2 protein-coding genes are annotated in these 1,453 nt (G+C 27.8%); both read left to right on the forward strand.

Annotated elements, in window-relative coordinates:
- Positions 1 to 267: hypothetical protein (locus G3997_RS01610; RefSeq protein ID WP_330616163.1), on the forward strand; the 267-nt coding region annotated here is incomplete at its 5' end.
- A 123-nt stretch (positions 268 to 390) separates the two neighbouring features.
- Positions 391 to 1,431 (forward strand): FAD:protein FMN transferase, encoded by a 1,041-nt coding sequence (locus G3997_RS01615; RefSeq protein WP_296647053.1) that lies wholly within the window; start codon positions 391 to 393, stop codon positions 1,429 to 1,431.
- The last annotated feature ends 22 nt before the right edge of the window (positions 1,432 to 1,453 follow it).

Below are 1,453 nucleotides of genomic sequence, written 5' to 3' on the forward strand. Positions count from 1 at the left end.
GTAGATGTTAAAATAGATATTAAATTTGAAGATGGAACTAGTAAAAGAGATGCTGTAGAAGCTGGAACATATGTAATGGCTAATCAAAGTGCTACTTGGACTGAGCAAATAGAAAGTTTACAAGATTTCATAATAGAAAATGATTTTGATTTATCTAAAGTAATATTATCAGATGATGAAGGACATACAGATGCAGTATCTGGTGTTAGTATAAAAGTACCTGCTTTTATAGCTAGTGTTGAAGAAGCTTTATCACAAGTAAAATAATAAAGATTTAACAAAGGTTATGGATTAATTCTATAGCCTTTTTATTATTGCAATGTACAAATGTTGACTTTAATGTAAAAAAATGAAAAAATATATATAAATAAAGAGGATAGGAGGATGGCAATGACTAGAAAAATTATAACGATAATAATGTCACTATTTTTAGTTATAGGAGCTACTGGATGCGATAAAGAAATTGAAACTTCAGCATCTGAGCCAATTAGTAGACTAGAGCTATTTATGGGAACAGCTATAAAAGTAACCTTATATAATGGCGGTAGTGAAGAAATATTAGATAAAGTATTTGATAGAATTCTTGAAATAGAAAATTTAGTTAGTATAAATAAAGAAAATACAGAGCTAACTAATTTAAATGAAAATGCAGGTATAAAACCTGTAAAGCTAAGTGAAACAAGCTATGATATTATAAAAAAAGGTATACACTATTCACAAATATCACAAGGTGGATATGATGTAACAATAGGTCCTTTAGTTAAATTATGGAGTATAGGTTTACCAGAGGCAAAGGTTCCTAATAAAGATGAAATAGAAGAAACTATTAAAAATATAGACTATTCTAAGGTAATTATGAATGATGAAACTAAAGAAGTATTTTTAGAAGAGCCAAATATGATGTTAGACTTAGGTAGTATAGCAAAAGGATATGTGGCTGATGAAGTAGCAAATATGTTAAAAGAAGAAAATGTAGATCAAGCTATAATTGATTTAGGTGGAAATATATATGCATTAGGATTAAAAAATGGAGATACAAATTGGAAAATAGGTATTCAAAATCCATTTGATAGCAGAGGTGAGGTAGTAGGTGTATTAGAAGTTACTGATAAGTCAGTTGTAACATCTGGTATATATGAAAGATTTATAGAAAAAGATGGAGTAAAATACCATCATATTTTAAATCCTAAAACAGGATATCCTTTTGAAACTAGTATAGCAGGTGTGTCTATAGTTAGTGATAAATCAATAGATGCAGATGCACTGTCTACTTTAGTATTTACTAAAGGTGTAGAAGAAGGATTGGAGTTTGTAGAATCATTAGAAAATGTAGATGCCATATTTATAACTAATGATAAACAAGTTTATACAACAAGTGGAGTAAAAGATAATTTTAAGATATTAAATGATGMATTTAAATTATCAAATTAAAAGTAAGCTTAAGCTATATTAA

The sequence above is a fragment of the Romboutsia sp. 13368 genome, assembly GCF_018336475.1.
Lineage (GTDB): Bacteria > Bacillota > Clostridia > Peptostreptococcales > Peptostreptococcaceae > Romboutsia.